Annotated in this window: 14 protein-coding genes; 10 read left to right on the forward strand and 4 right to left on the reverse strand. The window is 73.0% G+C overall.

From position 1 onward, the window contains the following. Positions 1–131: 131 nt before the first annotated feature. Positions 132–1,250: a LacI family DNA-binding transcriptional regulator gene (locus NRK68_RS25465; protein WP_183068220.1), complete on the forward strand. Its 1,119-nt coding sequence runs from the start codon at positions 132–134 to the stop codon at positions 1,248–1,250. An 83-nt stretch (positions 1,251–1,333) separates the two neighbouring features. Beyond that, positions 1,334–2,374, forward strand: coding sequence for an ROK family protein (locus NRK68_RS25470; RefSeq protein ID WP_183068355.1), 1,041 nt, complete (start codon positions 1,334–1,336; stop codon positions 2,372–2,374). Positions 2,375–2,377: 3 nt separating this feature from the next. Here the strand turns inward: NRK68_RS25470 and NRK68_RS25475 are convergent, their stop codons facing one another. After that, positions 2,378–3,373: a TAXI family TRAP transporter solute-binding subunit gene (locus NRK68_RS25475; RefSeq protein ID WP_183068221.1), complete on the reverse strand. Its 996-nt coding sequence runs from the start codon at positions 3,371–3,373 to the stop codon at positions 2,378–2,380. Between the two features lie 176 nt (positions 3,374–3,549). Here NRK68_RS25475 and miaB point away from each other — a divergent pair, with 176 nt between their 5' ends. Both miaB and NRK68_RS25485 read left to right on the forward strand, forming a co-directional pair. Next, on the forward strand, positions 3,550–5,073 hold the full coding sequence (gene miaB / locus NRK68_RS25480; RefSeq protein ID WP_183068222.1) for a tRNA (N6-isopentenyl adenosine(37)-C2)-methylthiotransferase MiaB: 1,524 nt from the start codon (positions 3,550–3,552) through the stop codon (positions 5,071–5,073). A gap of 208 nt (positions 5,074–5,281) precedes the next feature. Next, positions 5,282–6,004: a class III extradiol ring-cleavage dioxygenase family protein gene (locus NRK68_RS25485; protein WP_257856819.1), complete on the forward strand. Its 723-nt coding sequence runs from the start codon at positions 5,282–5,284 to the stop codon at positions 6,002–6,004. A gap of 116 nt (positions 6,005–6,120) precedes the next feature. On the opposite strand, the gene NRK68_RS25490 is transcribed toward NRK68_RS25485, so the two are convergent. Then, positions 6,121–6,366, reverse strand: a complete 246-nt coding sequence (locus NRK68_RS25490; RefSeq protein WP_257856820.1) for an antitoxin — start codon at positions 6,364–6,366, stop codon at positions 6,121–6,123. 23 nt (positions 6,367–6,389) lie between these two features. Beyond that, complete coding sequence (locus tag NRK68_RS25495; RefSeq protein WP_257856821.1) at positions 6,390–6,557, reverse strand: gliding motility protein; 168 nt, start codon at positions 6,555–6,557, stop codon at positions 6,390–6,392. A 227-nt stretch (positions 6,558–6,784) separates the two neighbouring features. Here NRK68_RS25495 and miaA point away from each other — a divergent pair, with 227 nt between their 5' ends. From miaA to hflX, 6 genes are all read left to right on the forward strand, one after another. Beyond that, positions 6,785–7,723 (forward strand): tRNA (adenosine(37)-N6)-dimethylallyltransferase MiaA, encoded by a 939-nt coding sequence (miaA, locus tag NRK68_RS25500; RefSeq protein WP_183068226.1) that lies wholly within the window; start codon positions 6,785–6,787, stop codon positions 7,721–7,723. Between the two features lie 132 nt (positions 7,724–7,855). Next, the gene (locus NRK68_RS25505; RefSeq protein ID WP_183068356.1) at positions 7,856–8,368 is read left to right on the forward strand and encodes a hypothetical protein; all 513 of its coding nucleotides are present in this window, start codon (positions 7,856–7,858) and stop codon (positions 8,366–8,368) included. 111 nt (positions 8,369–8,479) lie between these two features. Beyond that, positions 8,480–9,355: a diaminopimelate epimerase gene (gene dapF, locus NRK68_RS25510; RefSeq protein ID WP_257856822.1), complete on the forward strand. Its 876-nt coding sequence runs from the start codon at positions 8,480–8,482 to the stop codon at positions 9,353–9,355. Positions 9,356–9,495: 140 nt separating this feature from the next. Next, positions 9,496–11,577, forward strand: a complete 2,082-nt coding sequence (locus NRK68_RS25515; RefSeq protein WP_257856823.1) for a RelA/SpoT family protein — start codon at positions 9,496–9,498, stop codon at positions 11,575–11,577. Between the two features lie 85 nt (positions 11,578–11,662). After that, positions 11,663–13,132, forward strand: coding sequence for a M1 family metallopeptidase (locus tag NRK68_RS25520; RefSeq protein ID WP_183068229.1), 1,470 nt, complete (start codon positions 11,663–11,665; stop codon positions 13,130–13,132). Positions 13,133–13,265: 133 nt separating this feature from the next. After that, positions 13,266–14,771: a GTPase HflX gene (hflX, locus tag NRK68_RS25525; protein WP_046779664.1), complete on the forward strand. Its 1,506-nt coding sequence runs from the start codon at positions 13,266–13,268 to the stop codon at positions 14,769–14,771. Positions 14,772–14,949: 178 nt separating this feature from the next. Here hflX and NRK68_RS25530 read toward each other — a convergent pair whose 3' ends face one another. Then, complete coding sequence (locus NRK68_RS25530) at positions 14,950–16,119, reverse strand: trypsin-like serine peptidase (RefSeq protein WP_183068230.1); 1,170 nt, start codon at positions 16,117–16,119, stop codon at positions 14,950–14,952. Positions 16,120–16,328 lie beyond the last annotated feature (209 nt).

The following is a 16,328-nucleotide window of genomic DNA, read 5'->3' on the forward strand; positions in this document are numbered from 1 at the left end:
ACGGGGCCTGTGGCGCGGCCCGGTGGCAGGCATGGGGCCGTCCGGGCTGCCCGCCGCGGCCGGATCGCGTACGGTCCGGCCATTGCCGTCCGCCCGGTTCCGGACCGGCCGAAGGAGGAACGAGACAGGCCATGGCCCGCAGACCCACGATCAAGGACATCGCCCGACGGGCCGGAGTGTCCGAGAGCGCCGTCTCCTTCGCCCTCAACGACCGGCCGGGCGTCTCGCAGGACACCCGGGCCCGGATCCGCCGCGTCGCCGAGGAACTCGGCTGGCAGGCCAACAGCGCCGCCCGCGCGCTCTCCGGCGAACGCTCGGGTGCCGTCGGACTCGTCCTGGCCCGCCCCGCGCACACCCTGGGCGTCGAGTCGTTCTTCCTGCAGCTCGTCTCCGGCATCCAGGAGGTCCTCTCCGCCGCCCGGACCGCCCTGCTGTTCCAGGTCGTCGAGGACGTGGACGCCGAATGCGCGGTCTACCGCCGCTGGTGGGCCGAACGCCGGGTCGACGGCGTACTCGTCGTCGACCCGCGTACGGGGGACCCGCGCCCGGCGCTGCTGGCGGAACTGGGCCTGCCCGCGGTCACCATCGGCGAGCCCGGCCCGCCGGCCGGGCCCGTGACGGTCCCCGCACCCGCGCCGGAACCCGGCTCCGTGCCCGTCCCCGGCTCCCCGCGCACCCCCGCGCCGGCGCCTGTCTCCGCGGTCCGGGCCGATGACGCGGGGGCGATGGCGCAGGTCCTGGACCACCTGCACGGGCTGGGGCACCGCCGGATCGTCCACATCGCGGGGCTCCCCGGTCTCGCGCACACGGTCCGCCGGATGGACTCCCTCCGGTCCGAGGCCCTGCGGCGCGGGCTGGGCCCGGACCACGTGCGCTCCGTGGTCACCGACTACTCCGACGCGGAGGGCGCGGCCGCCACCCGCCGGGTCCTCGCCGAGCCGCAGCCCCCCACCGCGCTCGTCTACGACAACGACGTGATGGCCGTGGCCGGCAGCGCGGTCGCCGCCGAGCTGGGCATCCCCGTACCGGACCGGCTGTCGATCGTGGCCTGGGACGACTCCGCGCTGTGCCGGGTCACCCACCCCCGCCTCACCGCCCTCGTCCGTGACACGGCCGGCTTCGGGCGGCTGGCCGCCGAGGAACTCCTGTCCGTTCTCGCCGGCGGCCCGCCCCGGGTGCGCGAAAGCGAGCGGCCGCGCCTGGAGCCCCGCGACAGCACGGCACCGCCCCCGGCGCATACTGATTCCTGACCCCTTCCTGGAGCCGCCCCGTGATCACCCCCACCGCCCCGTCGCCCACACCGCCCGCCGCCGAGGCGGCCCCCGGACCGACGGTGGCGATCGACATCGGCGGCACGAAGATCGCCGGGGCGCTGGTGCACCCCGACGGGACGATGACGGCCACCACCCGCCGCGCCACCCCGCGCGGAGCGGACGCCGAAGGCGTCATGGCGGCGGTCGCCGAGGTCGTCGCAGACCTGTCCGCGTCGCCGCTGTGGGCGTCCGCGGTCCGCTGCGGGATCGGCAGCGCGGGCCCGGTGGACACCTCGCGGGGCACGGTCAGCCCGGTCAACATCGGCGCGTGGCGGGAGTTCCCGGTCCAGGAGCGGGTCGCGGCCGAGCTCGCGGCGCGCGGCGCGGACCTGCCGACGGTGCTGGCCGGCGACGGGGTGGCGATGACCGCGGCCGAGCACTGGCTGGGCGCGGCCCGCGGGTACGCGAACGCCCTGTGCATGGTGGTGTCCACGGGCGTCGGCGGTGGCCTGATCCTCGACAACCGGCTCCACCCCGGTCCCACCGGCAACGCGGGCCACATCGGCCATATCAGCGTCGCCTTCGACGGCGAGCCGTGCGCCTGCGGCGGCCGCGGCTGCGTCGAGTCGATCGCCTCCGGCACGGCGATCGCCCGCTGGGCCCTCGACCAGGGCTGGACCCCGTCGGCGGGCTCCGGCACAGGCGCCGCGGGCGGCGCGAACACCTTGCGCGACGCCACGGCGGCCGGGGTGGCGGTGGCGGCCGCGCAGGGCGATCCGATCGCCCTGGCCGCCTTCGACCGCGCCGGCCGCGCCCTGGCCGCGGCCATCGCGGCCAGCGCCACGTTTGTGGAAACGGACATCGCGGTCATCGGAGGGGGCGTGGCCGCCGCCGGAGACACCCTCTTCGGCCCGATCCGCACCCACCTCGCGCAGTACGCCACGCTCTCCTTCGTCCAGGGGCTCCGGGTGGTGCCGGCGACCCTGGGCACCCATGCGGGCCTGATCGGCGCGGCCGCGGCGGCGACGATGCTCTCGGCCCCGCCCGCGCCCGTGTCAGCACCCGCGTCCGTGTCGGAGCCCTCGCCCGTATCCGTGTCCGCGACCTCGCCCGAGGCGTGAGCGTCAGGGCTTGACGGACCGGTAGTACCGGCCGGCGCCCTCGTGGAGCTCCAGCGGGTCGGTGTAGATCGCCGTCCGCAGGTCCACCAGCTGGGCCGCGTGCACCTCGCGTCCGACCAGGTCGCGGCTGCCGATCACCGTCCGGGTCAGCCGCTCGGTCAGCTCGGGGTCGGTCCTGGCCGTGGTCACCAGCAGGTTCGGCACGGCCAGGGTGGTCACCGAGCTGGTGTTGCGCGCCCGCGTGTACGCGTCCTGCGGCATGACGGCCGTCCGGTAGTAGCGCGCCGGGCTGCCGCCGCCCTGGAGCTGCTCCACCAGGTCGCCGAGCTGGACGAGCCGGATGTCGAAGCGCTCCGCCAGCTCCTTCACCGCGTTCGTCGGCAGGCCGCCCGACCAGAAGAAGGCGTCGATCCGGCCCGCCTCCAGCTCGGTCGGCATGGTGTCGATGCCGATGGACACCGGCGTGATGTCCAGGACGGGGTCGATGCCGGCCGCGGTGAGCAGCCGTTCCGTGACGAGCCGCACCCCGGAACCGGGCTGGCCGATCGCCACCCGCTTGCCCCGCAGGTCCCGGGCCGACTGCACGGACGACCCGGCCGGCACCACCAGCTGCACGTAGTCGTCGTAGAGCCGCGCGCATCCGCGCAGGAGGTCCGCTCCGGGCCTGCCGTCGTGCTGGTACTTGGCGACCGCGTCCGCCGTCGCCACGGTGAAGTCCGCCTCGCCGGTGGCCAGCCGCTTCAGGTTCTCCTGCGAGCCCTCGCTGGTCACCAGCGTGACGTCCACCCCGGGCATGTCCTGCCCGAGCGCCTGCTGCAGGAGCTGCCCGTAGCGGTGGTAGACACCGGTCCGCGCGCCCGTGCTGAAGGTCAGCTCGCCCTCCGGCTCCGACGGCCCGAAAGGCTTCAGCCACCATGTGAGGGCACCGAGCACGACGAGTACGGCCACCAGGACCCGCAGGGCGTGGCGCCTGCTGATCCGGGGCGGTACGAGAGGCATGGCCGAGATCCTGCCACCCCGGCCGCCCTCCTGTCACGGCGCGGGCCGTCCGCGGACCCCGCCCGGGACCGCCGCTCACGCCCTTGACCTGGGGTGCTTCCGGTTCGGCCGGCTCCCGCGGGGGGACCGGGCGCACGGCGGCCGGAGGGCTCCCGTCCACCGCCTACCCTTGTTGCATGACCAGCAGCGACCGGAGCCAGGCAGTGGACGAGAAGCGAAGCTACGAGGTGCGCACCTACGGGTGCCAGATGAACGTCCACGACTCGGAGCGGCTCTCCGGCCTGCTGGAGGACGCCGGATACGTCCGGGCGCCCGAGGGCTCCGACGGCGACGCCGACGTGGTGGTCTTCAACACCTGCGCGGTCCGTGAGAACGCCGACAACAAGCTGTACGGCAACCTCGGCCGGCTCGCCCCGATGAAGACCAAGCGCCCCGGCATGCAGATCGCCGTCGGCGGCTGCCTCGCCCAGAAGGACCGCGACACGATCGTCAAGAAGGCCCCCTGGGTCGACGTCGTCTTCGGTACGCACAACATCGGCAAGCTCCCGGTGCTGCTGGAGCGCGCCCGCATCCAGGAGGAGGCGCAGGTCGAGATCGCCGAGTCGCTGGAGGCGTTCCCCTCCACGCTCCCGACCCGTCGCGAATCCGCGTACGCCGCCTGGGTCTCGATCTCCGTCGGCTGCAACAACACCTGCACCTTCTGCATCGTCCCGGCGCTGCGCGGCAAGGAGGAGGACCGCCGGCCCGGCGACATCCTCGCCGAGGTGGAGGCCCTGGTCGCCGAGGGCGTCTCGGAGATCACCCTGCTCGGCCAGAACGTGAACGCCTACGGCTCCGACCTGGGCGACCGCGAGGCCTTCAGCAAGCTGCTGCGTGCCTGCGGCCAGATCGAGGGCCTGGAGCGGGTCCGTTTCACCTCCCCGCACCCGCGCGACTTCACCGACGACGTGATCGCCGCGATGGCCGAGACGCCGAACGTGATGCCGCAGCTGCACATGCCGCTGCAGTCCGGCTCGGACCCGATCCTGAAGGCGATGCGCCGCTCGTACCGCCAGGAGCGCTTCCTCGGCATCATCGAGAAGGTCCGCGCCGCCATCCCGCACGCCGCGATCTCCACCGACATCATCGTGGGCTTCCCCGGCGAGACGGAGGAGGACTTCCAGCAGACGATGCACGTGGTGCGCGAGGCCCGCTTCGCCAACGCCTTCACCTTCCAGTACTCCAAGCGGCCCGGCACCCCCGCCGCCGACATGGACGGGCAGATCCCCAAGGAGGTCGTGCAGGACCGCTACATGCGCCTGGTCGCCCTCCAGGAGGAGATCTCCTGGGAGGAGAACAAGAAGCAGGTCGGCCGCACGCTGGAGGTCATGGTCGCCGAGGGCGAGGGCCGCAAGGACGGCGCCACGCACCGCCTGTCCGGCCGCGCCCCCGACAACCGCCTGGTGCACTTCACCAAGCCGGAGCAGGAGGTCCGCCCCGGTGACGTGGTCACCGTGGACATCACCTACGCCGCCCCGCACCACCTGCTGGCCGAGGGCCCGACGCCGACGGTGCGCCGCACCCGCGCCGGCGACGCCTGGGAGAAGCGCAACGCCGCCCCCGCCCAGCCTGCGGGCGTCATGCTCGGCATCCCGACGCTGGGCGTCCCGGCGCCCCTTCCGGCCGTCGCCTCCGGCTGCTCGGTGCCGGCCTCCTCCTGAGGTCCCGGAGCCGCGGGGCGGCGGCCGGGCCAGGCCCTGTCGTCGACGTCCCGCCCGGCCCGCGGCGCCCGGCACCGCACCTCGCTGCGTCGCCGGGGCGCCCGCGTACGTCCAGTACCCGTCGCGTCCCTCCGCCTTGCGACGTACAGCACCGGACACCGCGGGCCTGACCGGCGCCACTTCGACGACAGGGCCTAGGCTGCGGATCATGCTCGTAGCCGCTGCCGTCTGTCCCGCCCCGCCGCTGCTCGTACCGGAGGTCGCCGCGGGCGCCGCCGCCGAACTCGGCGACGCCCGCACCGCCTGCTCCGACGCGCTCGCGGTGCTCGCCGCCTCCCGGCCCGACCTGCTCGTCGTGGTCGGGGCCGCCGCCGAGGGCGGTGGGTACGACCAGGGCACGCCCGGCAGCTTCGCCGGGTTCGGCGTGGACCTGACCGTCACCCTGGGCCCGGACCCCGGTGAGCCGCCGAGCGGCCGGGCCACGGGGACCGCCCTCCCGGCCTCCCTCGCCGTGGGCGGCTGGCTGCTCGGCCGGGCCCGCTGGTCGGCCGCCCCGGTCGCCGGAGTGGCCGTCGCCGAGGACCTCGCCCCGAGCGGCTGCGGCCTGCTCGGCGCGGACCTGGGCCGCTCCGCCGACCGGGTGGCCATGCTGGTCCTCGGGGACGGCAGCGCATGCCGCACCCTCAAGGCCCCCGGCTACCTGGACGAACGCGCCGCGGCCTTCGACGCGGCCGCCGCCCGCGCGCTGGGCGCCGCCGACGTGGCCGCGCTCGCCGGTATCGACGCCGCCCTCGCGGCCGACCTCCAGGCCGCCGGCCGGGCCCCCTGGCAGGTGCTGGCCGGCGCCGCCGAGGGCGCGGACCTCACCGGACGCCTGCTGTACGAGGACGCCCCGTACGGCGTGGGGTACTTCGTCGCGGCCTGGTCGTAGGGCGCCGGCAGGCGCCCCGCACGGGCCCGGGACGGCGCCGGCAGGTGCCGCGCACGGGAACGCCGAAGGGGCGCGGAACCGGCCGATGCCGGTTCCGCGCCCCTTCCGTGAACGCGTCAGGAAGCCGTCGGCGGTGTCGGCCCGCCGGGAGCGTCCTTGTGCGCGATCTTGCCCAGAGCGTCCTTCGCCTTGCCCGTCCCGCTCGTGATCTGGCCGCTGTACTTGCCCTTGGTCTTGGAGTCCACGGCCTTGGCGACCTTGTCCAGACCCTCGCTGATCCTGCCCTCGTGCTGGTGCGCGAGGTCACCGACCTTGTCCTTCGCCGGAGCGAGCTTGGCCTTCAGATTGTCCAGCAGGCCCATGGGTCACCTTCCGTTGGCGTTCGCTACGTCCGGGCGCCCTCGCCGGCCTCGCTGTCCGCGGCCACCTCGGCCGACTGCTGCTTCGGAATCTCCACGGCTTCCACCGGCTCGCTCTCCTCGACAGCAGCTCCGGCCTCGTCGGCCGCACCGGACTCCGCCGCCGGAGCCGCGGCCGCGACCTCCTCGGTCACGGCCTCGCCCTTACGACGAAAAAACCGATCAAAAACGCCCATGTCTACTCCCGTAACGTTACGCGTGCGAGTGAAGTTCCGCGGTGGCCGAACCGGTCTGCGCCGGGCGTGCGCACAGCGTGCGCCCCGCCGGAACCCCGCCAGGGCAACGACCCCCCTCCGGCCCCGTCACGTAGCTCGATCGGGTACATGAAGGTGTCTTGACCGGGGGCTGAGAGACTGGGGCGGTGAGGAAAGCAGCCCCCGCCCCGCGGGTCATCGCCGTCGTCGGTCCCACCGCGGCAGGAAAGTCAGACCTGGGCGTAGCCCTGGCACGCCGGTTCGACGGCGAAGTCGTCAACGCCGACTCCATGCAGCTGTACCGGGGGATGGACATCGGCACCGCCAAGCTGACGACCGAGGAGCGCGGCGGTGTCCCGCACCACCTCCTCGACATCTGGGACGTCACCGACACCGCCAACGTGGCCGAGTACCAGCGGCTGGCCCGCCTGGAGATCGACAAACTGCTCGCCGAGGGCCGCACCCCCGTCCTCGTCGGCGGATCCGGCCTGTACGTCCGGGGCGCCCTCGACGTCATGGAGTTCCCCGGCACCGACCCCGAGGTCCGCGCCCGGCTGGAGGAAGAGGTCACCCTGCGCGGCCCCGGAGCCCTGCACGCCCGCCTCGCCGCCGCCGACCCCGAGGCCGCCCGGGCCATCCTGCCCAGCAACGGCCGCCGCATCGTCCGCGCGCTGGAGGTCATCGAGATCACCGGCAAGCCGTTCACCGCGAACCTGCCCGGCCACGAGTCCGTCTACGACACCGTCCAGATCGGCGTCGACGTGGCCCGGCCCGAGCTGGACGAGCGGATCGCGCTGCGCGTCGACCGGATGTGGGAGGACGGGCTGGTGGACGAGGTCCGCGCGCTGGAGGCCCGCGGGCTCCGGGACGGCATCACCGCCTCCCGCGCGCTGGGCTACCAGCAGGTGCTGGCCGCGCTCGCCGGCGAGTGCACCGAGGACGAGGCCCGGGCGGAGACGGTCCGGGCGACCAAGCGGTTCGCCCGCCGCCAGGACTCCTGGTTCCGCCGTGATCCGCGGGTGCACTGGCTCAGCGGAGCCGCCGCGGACCGGGGGGAACTCCCCGGACTTGCCACGTCGTTGGTCGAACGAGCGGTTACAGCCTGATCACGTGATGGCATCGGGAAGCCCCGGGCGCCCGTAGCGGGCCCGAGGGCGTGCCATCATCAAACTCCAGCGGGTGCGATCACCTGCGATGCATGGCGGCGTACTGAGTCCGAGTGGGGAGGGCGCGTGGCGATGGAGGCCGGCCCTCGCGACACCGGGCGGGACGACACCCGGCGGGAAGCGGATCCGATGCTTCTCGGCGGGACTGACGGGACCGCGGGCCTCGGGCTGCCCGCCGACCCCGCGCGGCTGACCCCCGACGGCCCGGACGCCCCGGACACTGCCGAGGCCGAGGCGGCCGCCGGACCCGAGTACGAGGTCGAACTGCGACCGCAGCGCCGCCTGCGCGTCTGGCAGATCGCCCCCATCGTGATGCTCGCCGCGGCCGGTTCGCTGATGTTCGCCTTCCCCCTCGCCTTCGAGTTCGGCGACGGCGGAGCCGTGGTCGCCATGCTCGGCTTCCTCATCAGCTGCTGCGCCGGAGGCTGGGGGATGATGGCCGCCCGACGGGTCGGCTACACCTGGCCCGGCCTCCCGGCCCGGGGGAGCGGCCGCCGCGCCGACTGGCGCATGGCCGCGCTGTACGCCGTGGTCGCGCTGGTCGTCGTAGGCCTCGCCGTGTACCGGGTCGCCCGGCTCCGCTGACCCCCACCGGGGCCCGCCGACCGATCGCCGGGCCCGCTGCCCGATCGCCGGGCCGGTGATGGCCGACGGGCCGCACCGCGGCTCCGAGCAGGTGCTCGGTACGATGGGCGGGTGACGCAGACCACCCTCCCCTTCCTCAAGGGCCACGGCACCGAGAACGACTTCGTGATCGTCCCGGACCCGGACAACGCCATCGAGCTGCCCGCGTCCGCCGTCGCGAAGCTCTGCGACCGGCGCGCCGGCATCGGCGGCGACGGCGTCCTCCACGTCGTCCGGTCCGCCGCGCACCCCGAGGCGGCGCACCTGGCCGACGAGGCGGAGTGGTTCATGGACTACCGCAACAGCGACGGCTCCATCGCCGAGATGTGCGGCAACGGCGTGCGCGTCTTTGCCCGCTACCTCCAGTACGCCGGTCACGTCGAACCGGGTGACCTCGCCGTCGCCACGCGGGGCGGCGTCAAGCACGTGCACCTCGACAAGGCGGGCGACGTCACCGTCTCCATGGGCCGCGCCGAGTTCCCCGAGGGCGAGGTCACCGTCAGCGTCGGAGCGCGCAGCTGGCCCGCCCGCAACGTGAACATGGGGAACCCGCACGCGGTCGCGTTCGTCGACAGCCTCGACGACGCCGGGAACCTGTACACCGCCCCGCCGTTCAGCCCGGCGTCCGCCTACCCGACGGGTGTCAATGTCGAATTCGTCGTCGACCGCGGCCCCCGGCACGTCGCCATGCGCGTCCACGAGCGCGGCTCCGGCGAGACCCGCTCCTGCGGCACCGGTGCCTGCGCCGTCGCCGTGGCCGCCATCCGCCGCGACGGCGTGGACCCCGCCACCACCGGGGAACCGGCCACGTACACCGTCGACCTCCCCGGCGGAACGCTCGTCATCACCGAACACCCCGACGGCCGGATCGACATGACCGGACCGGCCGTGATCGTGGCCGCGGGCGCGTTCGACGAGGCCTGGCTCACCGAAACGGCTTTCTCCTGAAGCTTCCCTCTAATGGGTGATCCGTTTCACGCTGCGCGAGAGGTGGACTGCGCCACGTGGTGGGGTCGGTAACATCAGGCACCGGCCCTGAGGGCTCACCCCATGCCCACCACCGCCGGTCGAAGCCGCCGGAGGTGCCCATGAGTGCAGAGGCCACGAACCCCGAAGCACACCCCGAAGCGCGCCCTGAGCTCCGCAGACGGGGCCGGAGCAGGCTCGATCTGCGTCGGCTCGGGCGCGCGGCCCTGCTCGGGCCGACGTCCCGGGACCGGCTCCCGGACGCGATCGGCCACGTGGCCGAGGCCCATCGCGCCCACCACCCGGACGCCGATATGTCCATTCTGCGGCGTGCCTATCTCCTCGCGGAGAGCTCCCACCGCGGCCAGATGCGAAAAAGTGGTGAGCCGTACATCACACATCCGCTCGCCGTTACCCTGATCCTCGCCGAACTGGGCGCCGAGACAACCACCCTGACGGCCTCTCTGCTGCACGACACCGTCGAGGACACCGACGTGACCCTCGATCAGGTCCGCGCCGAGTTCGGCGACGAGGTCCGCTTCATCGTCGACGGCGTCACCAAGGTCGAGAAGATCGACTACGGCGCCGCCGCCGAGCCGGAGACCTTCCGCAAGATGCTCGTCGCCACCGGCAACGACGTCCGCGTGATGTCCATCAAACTCGCCGACCGGCTGCACAACATGCGCACCCTGGGCGTGATGCGCCCCGAGAAACAGGCACGCATCGCCAAGGTCACGCGCGACGTCCTGATCCCGCTGGCCGAGCGGCTCGGCGTACAGGCCCTCAAGACCGAACTGGAAGACCTCGTCTTCGCGATCCTGCACCCCGAGGAGTACGAGAGCACCCGCGCCCTCATCGCCGCCCACGCCGGCGAGAGCGACCCGCTGCCCGGCATCGCCGACTCCGTGCGGACCGTCCTGCGCGAGGCCGGCATCGCCGCCGAAGTACAGGTCAGGCCCCGGCACTTCGTATCCGTGCACCGGATCTCCCGCACCCGCGGCGAGCTGCGCGGTTCCGACTTCGGCCGCATCCTCATCCTCGTCGGCGAGAACGCCGACTGCTACGCCGTCCTGGGCGAGCTCCACACCTGCTTCACCCCGGTGGTCTCCGAGTTCAAGGACTTCATCGCCACCCCCAAGTTCAACCTCTACCAGTCGCTCCACACCGCCGTGGCCACCCCCGAGGGATACGTGGCCGAGGTCATCGTGCGCACCCGGCAGATGCACCGCGTCGCCGAGGCCGGCGTGGTCGCGCTCGGCAACCCGTACGCCACCGCGACCCCGGATGCCACCGCCCACCCGGACGAGGAGCGGGCCGACCCCACCCGGCCCGGCTGGCTCTCACGGCTGCTCGACTGGCAGCAGTCCGCCCCCGACCCCGACACCTTCTGGACCGTGCTCCGCGCCGAGCTCGCACAGGACCGGGAGATCACCGTCTTCCGGGCCGACGGGGGCACGCTGGGCCTCCCGGCCGGGGCCAGCTGTATCGACGCCGCCTACGCGCAGCACGGCGAGGCGGCCCACGGCTGTATCGGCGCTCGCGTCAACGGGCGCCTCACCTCCCTGTCCTCACCACTGTCCGACGGGGACACCGTCCAGCTGCTGCTCGCGCAGGACACCTCCTCCGGACCGGCCGCCGAATGGCTGGACCACGCCAGGACGCCCGCCGCCCGCATCGCCATCAGCAGCTGGCTCGATGCCCACCCCGACCGCGCCATGGCCACCACCACGGCTGCGCGGGCGCCCCTGTCGGTCGTCGGAGCCCGGGGCGGCGGGGCCAACGCCGTCGCCGACCTGCCCGACGCCACCGTACGGCTGGCCGGGTGCTGCACCCCGGTCCCACCGGACGCGGTGGCCGGCTTCCTGGTCCGCGGCGGAGCCGTCACCGTGCACCGCGTCCAGTGCGCGGCCGTGGCACAGATGCGCGCGGTGGGCCGTACCTCCGTCGCCGTGCACTGGCGGGCCACGGCCGACTGCCGGGTCACCCTGCTCGCTGAATCGTTCGGCCGCCCCCACCTGCTCGCCGACCTGACCGAGGCCATCGCCCGCGAGGGCGTCGAGGTGGTCTCCGCGACCGTGGAACCGCCCGTCGAGGGACGGGTCCGGCACACCTACACCCTCCAGCTGCCCGACGCGGCCGGACTCTCCGCCCTGATGCGCGCCATGCGGGACGTGCCGGGCGTGTACGACGTCAGCCGGGCGTAGGGGGCGGCCGCCGGAAGATCCCGTTCGGGTGGACCCGTCGCGCGCCGTGCACGGCCCCGCGGCGGGCCCTGGTAAGCGGTGGTGGATGCAGCTCTCCTCGCCCCGCCTGCGCGCCGCCCTGCTCGCCGCGGCCTCCCTCACCCTCGTCGCCGCGGTACTGCCCCCGCCGAAGCCCCTGGGCATCGGCGACCGGCTCTTCCCCGAGCTCGGGAACCCCGGCTACGACGTGCTCTCGTACGACCTGTCCTTCTCCTACAAGGACAACCGGACGCCGCTCGACGCGGTCACCGTCATCGACGCCCGGGCGCTGGAGCCGCTGGAGCGGATCAACCTGGACTTCACCCACGGCAAGGTGGCGTCCGCCGAGGTCAACGGGGAGCCCGCACGGTTCGAGAGCGTGGGGGAGGACCTCGTGCTGACCCCGCGGCGCGCGGTCGCCGACGGCGGCGCGCTGCGCATCACCGTCCGGCACACCAGCGATCCCCGCGGCCGCGGGGACGGCGGCTGGGTGCCCACCGAGGACGGTCTGGCCATGGCCAACCAGGCGGACGCCGCCCACCGGGTGTTCCCCTGCAACGACCACCCCGCCGACAAGGCCCTCTTCACCTTCCGGATCAGTGCCCCCGCCGGGCTCACGGCCGTCGCCAACGGGCTCCCGTCGGGACCGGCCCGGCGTACGGGCGACTCGACGACGTGGACGTACCGGACCCGGCACCCGATGGCCACCGAGCTGGCCCAGGTCTCCGTGGGCCGCTCCGCCGTCGTGCACGGGACCGGCCCGCACGGACTGCCGCTGCGAGACGTGGTGCCCGCCGCCGACCGGCAGCGCCTCGACCCCTGGCTGAAGAAGACCGCCGGCCACATCGCGTGGATGGAGGAGCGGGTCGGCCGCTACCCCTTCGAGAACTACGGGATCCTGATCGCCCGGGCCACGACCGGCTTCGAGCTGGAGACGCAGACCCTCTCGCTCTTCGAGAGCAGCCTGTTCTCCGGCGAGGGCTACCCCGAGTGGTACGTCGAGGCGGTCATGGTCCACGAGCTCGCCCACCAGTGGTTCGGTGACAGCGTCAGCCCCCGGACCTGGTCCGACCTGTGGCTCAACGAAGGACACGCCACCTGGTACGAGGCCCTCTACGCGGACGGGCTCGGCAAGTACTCCCTGGAGCGGCGCATGCGCGAGGCGTACCAGCGCTCCGACCAGTGGCGGGCGGCGGGCGGCCCCCCGGCCGCCCCGAAGGCGGCCGCGCCCGGCGAGAAGATCGGACTGTTCCGGCCCGTGGTCTACGACGGCTCCGCGCTGATCCTCTACGCACTGCGGCAGGAGATCGGCGCCGCCGCCTTCGACCGGATCGAACGGCGCTGGGTCGAGCAGTACCGGGACGGCATCGCGGGCACGGCGGACTTCGTACGCCTCGCCTCGCAGGAGGCGGGCCGTGACCTGGAGCCCTTCCTGCAGCCGTGGCTGTACGGGGCCAAGACCCCGCCGATGCCGGGACACCCGGAGTGGAGCACCCCGGCGGCGGACAAGGCCGCGCCCGCCGGGAAAAGGGTGTGACCACCGAGGAACGGGCATGTCACCATCGACGGGTCCGTTCGGGGAATCCCCGGGCGGTGTGACACGTTGGACGAGACAGCTACCGTGTCCCCGCCGGACGTGACACTGCTATTCGAATCGACGTAAGGATCCAATGACCTCCTCTTCTTCCCCTTCCCAGGACGCGCGGGACGCATCCGAGATGCGTGACTCGCAGAGCTTCACCGAGAGCCTTCGGGCCGACGCCCTGATGGAAGAGGACGTCGCCTGGAGCCACGAGATCGACGGAGACCGGGACGGCGACCAGTTCGACCGTTCCGAGCGCGCGGCCCTGCGCCGGGTGGCCGGCCTCTCCACCGAGCTCGAGGACGTCACCGAGGTCGAGTACCGACAGCTCCGCCTGGAGCGCGTCGTCCTCGTCGGTGTCTGGACCTCCGGCACGGTGCAGGACGCGGAGAACTCCCTCGCGGAGCTCGCCGCCCTCGCCGAGACGGCGGGTGCTCTCGTACTGGACGGCGTCATCCAGCGCCGCGACAAGCCGGACCCGGCGACCTTCATCGGTTCGGGCAAGGCCCGCGAGCTGCGTGACATCGTCATGGAGAGCGGCGCCGACACCGTCGTCTGCGACGGAGAGCTCAGCCCCGGTCAGCTCATCGCCCTCGAAGACGTCGTCAAGGTCAAGGTGGTCGACCGGACCGCCCTGATCCTCGACATCTTCGCCCAGCACGCCAAGTCCCGAGAGGGCAAGGCGCAGGTCGCGCTCGCGCAGATGCAGTACATGCTGCCGCGGCTGCGTGGCTGGGGTCAGTCGCTGTCCCGGCAGATGGGTGGCGGCGGCGGTGGCGGCATGGCCACCCGAGGCCCCGGTGAGACCAAGATCGAGACCGACCGGCGACGGATCCGCGAGAAGATGGCGAAGATGCGCCGGGAGATCGCGGAGATGAAGACCGGCCGCGACATCAAGCGGCAGGAACGGCGCCGCAACAAGGTGCCCTCGGTCGCCATCGCCGGTTACACGAACGCCGGCAAGTCCTCGCTGCTCAACCGCCTCACGGGCGCGGGCGTCCTGGTGGAGAACGCCCTGTTCGCCACCCTCGACCCGACCGTGCGCCGGGCCGAGACGCCGAGCGGCCGGGTCTACACCCTGGCCGACACGGTCGGATTCGTCCGGCACCTGCCCCACCACCTGGTCGAGGCGTTCCGCTCCACGATGGAGGAGGTCGGCGACTCCGACCTGATCCTGCACATCGTCGACGGCTCGCACCCGGCGCCGGAGGAGCAGCTGGCGGCGGTCCGCGAGGTCATCCGCGAGGTCGGCGCGGTCAACGTGCCCGAGATCGTGGTGGTCAACAAGGCCGACGCCGCGGATCCGCTCGTGCTGCAGCGGCTGCTGCGCATCGAGCGGCACTCCATCGCCGTCTCGGCGCGTACGGGCATGGGCATCGAGGAACTCCTCGCGCTCATCGACTCCGAACTGCCGCGGCCCGAGGTCGAGGTGGAGGCCCTGGTGCCGTACACGCGCGGCTCGCTCGTCGCCAAGGCGCATGCCGAGGGCGAGGTGATCTCCGAGGAGCACACCGCGGAGGGCACCCTGCTGAAGGTGCGCGTCCACCAGGAACTGGCGGCGGACCTGGCACCGTACGCGCTGGCGAAGCAGTAGCCGGGCCGGTGCCCACCACCTGACGGTGCGGGTATGACGGCGTGACGTTCGAGGGCCCCCTGCGGTGTGCAGGGGGCCCTCGGTCGTTCACTCTCGTCCTCGTCCTCGTCCTCGTCCTCGTCCTCGCCCTCGTCCTTGTGCCGCTCCGGGACGGGTCGGGACGGTACGGAGGCGGGAACTACTTGAACTTGCGGCTGACGGCGTCGAAGATGCCCTTCGCCTCCGGACCCAGCCGCGGTCCGGCCAGCCATCCGGCCTTGGCCGGGCCGATCGAGGTGTTCGACACCAGCGCCGGCTTGCCGTCGGAGCCCGTCGCGACCCAGCCGCCACCGGAGGCGCCGCCGGTCATCGTGCAGCCGATGCGGTACATCACCGGCTCGTTCGCCCGCAGGGTCAGCCGGCCCGGCTTGTCCGTGCACTGGTAGGCCTTCTGGCCGTCGAAGGGGGCCGCCGCCGGGTAGCCCGTCGCCGTCAGGCTCGCGACCTTCGGCACGGCGGGGGCGGTGAACTCCACCGGCAGCGCCGAACCGACCGTCTCCTCAAGAGACTTCTTGCTGCCCTTCTCGGGGGTCACGTGCAGCACGGCGAAGTCGTACGGAGCACCCGCGCCGCCGGTCGGACCGCCGGTAGCGATCCACTGGTCGGACGTCTGCGCCCAGTCGCTCCACCACACGCCGAACGGAGCCACCTGCTCGCGGGGCGCGCCCTTGAGCTGCGCCGACGGCTTGCCGGCGTTGTTGTAGGAGGGGACGAAGGCGATGTTGCGGTACCAGCCGCCCGCCTTGCCCGCGTGCACGCAGTGGCCCGCCGTCCAGACCAGGTTCGACTTGCCGGGGTGCGCGGGGTCCTTGACCACGGTCGCCGAGCAGACCATCGAGCCCTCGGGGCCGTCGAAGAAGACCTTGCCGGACTCCGGAACGCTCTTGTTGTAGGGCGCGGTGGCGGGCTTGGCCGCGACCGGCACCGGGGTCGGGTCGGTGACACCCTGGTCCTTGCCCGCGTCCGGGTCGACCGACGGACGCTGCGGCTGCTCGGCGTCGCGCATGCGGTCCGGGTTCCAGAGGTCCTCGATGACCGGGTTGATGTAGTCCCCCGCCTCGCGGAGCCAGTCCTCCTGCTTCCAGTTCTTCCACTCACCCCCCTTCCACTTCTCCAGGTCTATGCCGCGCTCCTTGAGCTTTTCCTTCAGCTGGTCCGGGATCTTTATCCCGTCCGCGTTCGGCAGGCTCGCCGCCACGGTCGGCTTGGCGTCGCCGCCGGCCTCCCCGTCGCCGGGGCCGCAGGCAGCGGCGGTCAGCACGAGGGCGGCCGCGCACAGCGTCGCGGTGACCGGTCGGTTCGGTCGCATGTCGTTCGTCCCCCTGGAGGTTCGAGGCTTGGAGTGGAGCCCCCCACTATGCCGCTGCCGCCTTGGACGACACAGCCCGGGTCAGCGGTTCCTTTTACTCACATCTTGAGTACCAAGGATCTTGCCTCCACCCGTGATCCGTCGCCTTCACCGTCGTTGGTACGTACGGGGGATGGAGGGGAGCGTCGGTGTTCGAAGGGCAATCCGTC

It is taken from the genome of Streptomyces yangpuensis, assembly GCF_024666385.1.
Lineage (GTDB): Bacteria > Actinomycetota > Actinomycetes > Streptomycetales > Streptomycetaceae > Streptomyces > Streptomyces yangpuensis.